The sequence below is a fragment of the Neisseria sp. P0021.S005 genome (genome assembly GCF_051956955.1).
In genome coordinates this window covers 1-5120 of sequence record NZ_JBQCWY010000190.1, presented here as the reverse complement: position 1 = coordinate 5120, position 5120 = coordinate 1, and the positions used below count along the sequence as shown (strand labels likewise).

6 protein-coding genes are annotated in these 5120 nt (G+C 46.7%); all 6 read right to left on the bottom strand.

Going from position 1 to position 5120, the window contains the following annotated elements:
- Nucleotides 1-253, bottom strand: a 253-nt coding sequence (atpF, locus tag ACTHUE_RS10650) for a F0F1 ATP synthase subunit B (RefSeq protein ID WP_440423436.1), incomplete at its 3' end; no start/stop codon positions are given.
- Between the two features lie 73 nt (nucleotides 254-326).
- A complete protein-coding gene (gene atpE, locus ACTHUE_RS10645; RefSeq protein WP_004519005.1) occupies nucleotides 327-563 on the bottom strand; it encodes a F0F1 ATP synthase subunit C in 237 nt (78 codons plus the stop codon).
- Between the two features lie 64 nt (nucleotides 564-627).
- Nucleotides 628-1494 (bottom strand): F0F1 ATP synthase subunit A, encoded by an 867-nt coding sequence (gene atpB, locus ACTHUE_RS10640; protein WP_003748099.1) that lies wholly within the window; start codon nucleotides 1492-1494, stop codon nucleotides 628-630.
- Nucleotides 1484-1837 (bottom strand): ATP synthase subunit I, encoded by a 354-nt coding sequence (locus ACTHUE_RS10635; protein ID WP_049336018.1) that lies wholly within the window; start codon nucleotides 1835-1837, stop codon nucleotides 1484-1486. Before ACTHUE_RS10635 ends, atpB begins: the two co-directional genes overlap by 11 nt.
- A gap of 280 nt (nucleotides 1838-2117) precedes the next feature.
- A complete protein-coding gene (locus ACTHUE_RS10630; RefSeq protein WP_039861871.1) occupies nucleotides 2118-2978 on the bottom strand; it encodes a ParB/RepB/Spo0J family partition protein in 861 nt (286 codons plus the stop codon).
- A gap of 101 nt (nucleotides 2979-3079) precedes the next feature.
- Entirely contained in the window at nucleotides 3080-4864 is a 1785-nt protein-coding gene (locus ACTHUE_RS10625; protein ID WP_004519009.1) for a bifunctional chorismate-binding protein/class IV aminotransferase, read from the bottom strand.
- Between the last annotated feature and the right edge of the window lie 256 nt (nucleotides 4865-5120).

The following is a 5120-nucleotide window of genomic DNA, read 5'->3' as shown; positions in this document are numbered from 1 at the left end:
TTGCAGCACGTTTTTCGGCGTTGGCAACCATTTCGGTTACCTGATTACGCCCTTCGGCCATAAGTTCTGCAACTTTTTTCTCTGCCTGCTCAAAATCGCTCTTACCGCGCTCGGCAGCAGCCAAGCCTTCGGCGATTTTTGCGGCACGCTCATCCAATGCTTTGGCGATCGGAGGCCATACGAATTTCATCGTAAACCATACCAAGCCAAAGAAAACTAGGATTTGCGCAAATAAGGTTGCATTAATATTCACGTTACTTAACCTTCGTATCTGGGTTAATCAAACAGACGGCAAGCCTGTATCTGAACGGATCGCTCCGTCTTGATTACGCACCACTAAACGGGTTAACGAAGGCGAACAACAGGGCAATAGCCACACCGATCAAGAAAGCCGCGTCGATCAGACCAGCGATCAAGAACAGTTTGGTTTGCAGAGGACCGATCAGCTCAGGTTGGCGAGCAGAAGATTCCAAGTATTTAGAACCAACCATTGCAATACCGATAGAGGCACCCAATGCGCCCAAGGCAACGATCAAACCACATGCGATAGCAATCAAACCCATTTTTAAACTCCTTAAAATAGTAAAGGTTAAACTACAAAAAACAAACTACAAAAAAACTACTTGATTAGTGTGCATCATGCGCCTGTCCGATATATACGAACGCCAACGCCATGAAAATAAATGCCTGCAAGGTGATGACCAAAATGTGGAAAATCGCCCAAGCCAAACCGGCAATCAGGTGGAACACAAATAAAATCGGATCCAAAGTTTCGACACTGCCGGTTGACGCCCATGCACCGCCCAACAGAGCGATCAACAGGAACACCAGCTCGCCAGCATACATATTACCAAACAACCGCATACCGTGGGATACGGTTTTGGACAAGAACTCTACCAAGTTCAGCAGGAAGTTGGCCGGAGCAAGCCACGGACCGAAAGGTGCGCAGAACAACTCGTGAATCCAACCGCCAAGGCCTTTGATTTTGACATTGTAGTAAATACAGATCAGCAATACGCCAATCGCCAGAGCCAAAGTCGTATTCAAGTCAGCTGTCGGCACGACGCGCAACAGGGCATGATGATTACCGGTAATGCCTTGCCATGCCATCGGCAGCAAATCAACCGGCAGCATATCCATGGCGTTCATCAAGAGAATCCAGACAAATAAGGTCAGACCCAACGGGGCAACGGCTTTACGCGATTGTTCGTTATGGATAATGCTTTTACACATGTCATCCACGAATTCGAACAGAATTTCAACAGCCGCTTGGAAACGACCGGGAACACCGGCCGTCGCTTTTTTGGCACCGCGCCACAAAAGGAAGCTGCCGATTACGCCCAACAGAACGGCAAAAAAGATTGCATCAAGGTTAATGAACGAAAAATCAGCAATGTTTTTCAGTCCTTGACCCTGAGTAACATCCGACATACTGGTCAAGCTTTGCAAGTGGTGCTTGATGTAGTCGGCAGCGGTCATAGTTTCACCTGCCATAGTGTTTCACTCTCAACAATACTAAAAAAACCAAATGACTGACGCCAAGAAACGCCAATAAAAATGGGTAAAATACCAGTGATCGATGCCATATCGCAAAAACGACCAACATAGATACCAGCGACAGCACTACTTTTAAAACCTCTCCGCCGATAAACATCGAACTTTGCAGATCAGGATTTCGTCGGGAAAACTTTAAAAGTAAAACTGCAACTAGGGTAGGCAAAATGTACGAAAATCCTCCCGCAAAAGCAGAGAGGAAGCCGGGCAATCCGGAAAATAACGCACAAACAACTGAAATTATTAACAATACAATCACTTGCAATGGGACTATCTGATTCATTGTACTTCACACCCCAAAACGCAAGGTAAATTAATATAATCAAGAAGTTTATTAACGTCAAGCAATATGTTAATCTTTGTGAACCTTTCACAGATAAATGATTAACACATATAAAACAAATCTTTGCAGGAACGGAGTTTAACACAAATTACATGTTGCTACACAGATTTTACAGAAGATTTTGATTTGTATTGTAAACATTTATACGCTCTACGCTTTTTCAAAAATTGAGGCCGTCTGAAAAGCTTTTTTCAGACGGCCCGTTCTGTTTATAAAGCCGTTAGAACGCTTGATTGATGCCTAACTGCTTCAGCAAATATTCGAATGTTTCCGGCGTATCAAAATGCAGCACGATTTTGCCTTTTTTCTGATTACTGGTTTTGACTTCGGCATTAACGCCCAAATGCTCGGTCAATGCATCATTGATGCGGCGGATATCCGGGTTAATGGTTTTGGTTGCTTCCGGTTTGGCTTTTTGATGTGCCAACTGGCTGCGGCGCTCTACCTCGCGTACCGACCAACCGTTTTTGACGGCTTTTTGTGCCAACTCCAATTGGTCAACCACATGCAAGGTCAGCAACGCGCGGGCATGACCCATTTCCAGACGGCGTTGGTAAAGCATTTCCTGAACCGGCTCAGGCAGGCTCAACAGACGCAGGCTGTTGGAGATGGCACTACGGCTTTTACCGACGGCTTTTGCGATGGTTTCATGAGTCAGGCCGAATTCATCGGCAAGGCGTTTCAAACCTTGCGCTTCTTCAATCGGATTCAGGTTTTCACGTTGTAAGTTTTCAATCAAACCCATGGCCAACGCAGTTTCGTCGCTGATGGTTTTAATGACGACGGGAATTTCGGTCAAACCGGCCAACTGGGAAGCGCGCCAACGGCGTTCTCCGGCAATCAATTCATATTGAGACAAACCACGTTCGCGTACGATAACCGGCTGGATAATGCCTTGCGCTTTAATGGAATCGGCCAATTCCTGCAAAGCTTCGTCATCAATTTGCACACGCGCCTGATAACGGCCGGGCTGAATATCGGCGATGGCAACCGTTGTCAGGCGGTCGCTACTGCTGCTGTCCACTGCATTGGAAATCAGCGAATCCAAACCGCGTCCCAATCCACCTTTTGCTTTTGCCATATTGTTTTCCCTTTCAGACGACCTCATTGTTGAAATGACGTATTCTATCGGATATTGCCGCTTTACGACAATTTGAATCACGATGATTTGACTATTGCCATTTATTTACGGAGCGAAACCGCAAACACGCCCCTTAAAGCGTTACTCAAACGGATTTCTTCCGCATTTTCCAATATAGCGCGCGTGATGTGGGCTTCCTTGATTGTATCTGCACCTAAATATAGCTGAGACTGCTTCAATACCGCTTGGCGCATTACCCCGTTCAAAATATCCAAATCCAAAGACGGCGTGAGCCATTGTCCTTGATATTTGACGAACACATTGCTTCTTCCACCCTCTAACAAAAGGCCGTCTGAATTGAAAAACAGACTGTCAAATGCACCCTGCCCTTCTGCCGTTTTCCATGCTTGGTCAAAAATTTCACGGCGTGTGGTTTTGAAACGGCGTAGATAATCGCGTTGGTTTAATGTGTGTTCACTCAGGATGACGTATTGCTGCCCATCCAATTCAGAAACAGCCCCATGGCTCAATGAAAGGCCGTCTGAAAACAAAGCTGCTTTGACTCTAAATAACCCACTTGGCAACTCATCTATATAATGTTGAATTTGCTCTATTGCATTTTGAGGCCAAGACAGGTTGAGCGCTTGTGCCGATCTGTTCAGACGGCCTAAGTGCAAATCGAGCAAACGGCATTGTTTGTATTCCACGCGCATGGTTTCAAAAATACCGAAATCAGGCCGCAAGTCATTCAGAAAACGCGCCTTCCAACCGCACTCGCGATATTCGGCTTCAGGGTCGCTATCAATCACAATCCCCGAACCCACGCCATAAACACCTTGATAAAGGCCGTCTGAAACGGGCTTCAGGGATAAGGTGCGGATCACAACATTAAACACACCTTCAAACCCCAAACCTGTATCGCACGGATGCAAAAAGCCAATGCTGCCTGTGTACAAACCACGCGGTTCGGACTCAAGAGACTCAATAATGTGCATACTCATGCGTTTGGGCGCACCAGTAATACTGCCGCACGGGAAGGCTGCGCGGAGAATATCGGCAACCGAAACATCAGGCAGCGCCTGCGCTTCGATGGCACTGGTCATCTGCCAAACACTGCCGAAACGGGAAACTTTAAACGGTTCAGGCACGCGTACTTTGCCTGTTTGCGCGATTTTGCCGAGGTCATTGCGCAACAAATCGACAATCATCACATTTTCGGCGCGGTTTTTCGGGTCGTTTTGCAATTCAACGGCGCGGCGTTCATCTTGCCCATCGTGAAGAATCGGCGCAGTGCCCTTCATCGGCTCGGTTGTAATCAGGCCGTTTGAATCGATTTTGAGGAAAAGTTCGGGAGAAAAACACAAAGTCCACGCTTCCTGCCCTGCCCCGTCGGGCAGACAAGACAAAACAGCATACGGCACAGGCTGGCGCAAACGGCGGTAAAGCTGAATCGGATTGCCGTAAGTTTGCAGGTGCAGGCGTGCGGTGTAATTGATTTGATAGGTATCGCCACGGCGGATGGCCTCGTGGATTTGGCGGATATGCTCGAGATAATCGGCTTCGGATATGGAGAATCGGGGAGTGGAGATGCCTGCCGCCAGGCCGTCTAAATGATTGGCCAGCCAGCTTTCGGCATCGATTTCGGAACAATCGGCAAACCAGTGCAAACGCAAATTGCCACTGTGCGCGGATGAAATATCCATCAGTGGCAATCCGAATTCGTAGTCTGCAAACAACACTGCATGCAAACCCTTTTTCCAGCCGGCTTGCAAAATACTTGTTAACGAATCCAGTTCGTTATGATAAAACCGATGGCTTTCTACATGATTTTGATAGAGTTTTGCTCGGCCGCTCACGGCATCGTCAAACAGGGCGAAATAAGGCATGATTGCTGTACAAATAGGCTGATTATACGCTGCTTTTACATAAGTTAGCAGACAAATTCAAAAAAAGCACTCGAATGTAATTTTATGTAGTCGAACGAAGTATAAAAGGGTAGAATCAAACCATACCACACCATATCATTTAAAACTTAATCGATAAGGAGACTTTATGGCAGACCACCAATTAGAACCGTTCGAGAATGTTGAACTGGGCGAGAAACAAGACCAGCTGCAAGTATTCGAAAAGGCTGTTTTGGAA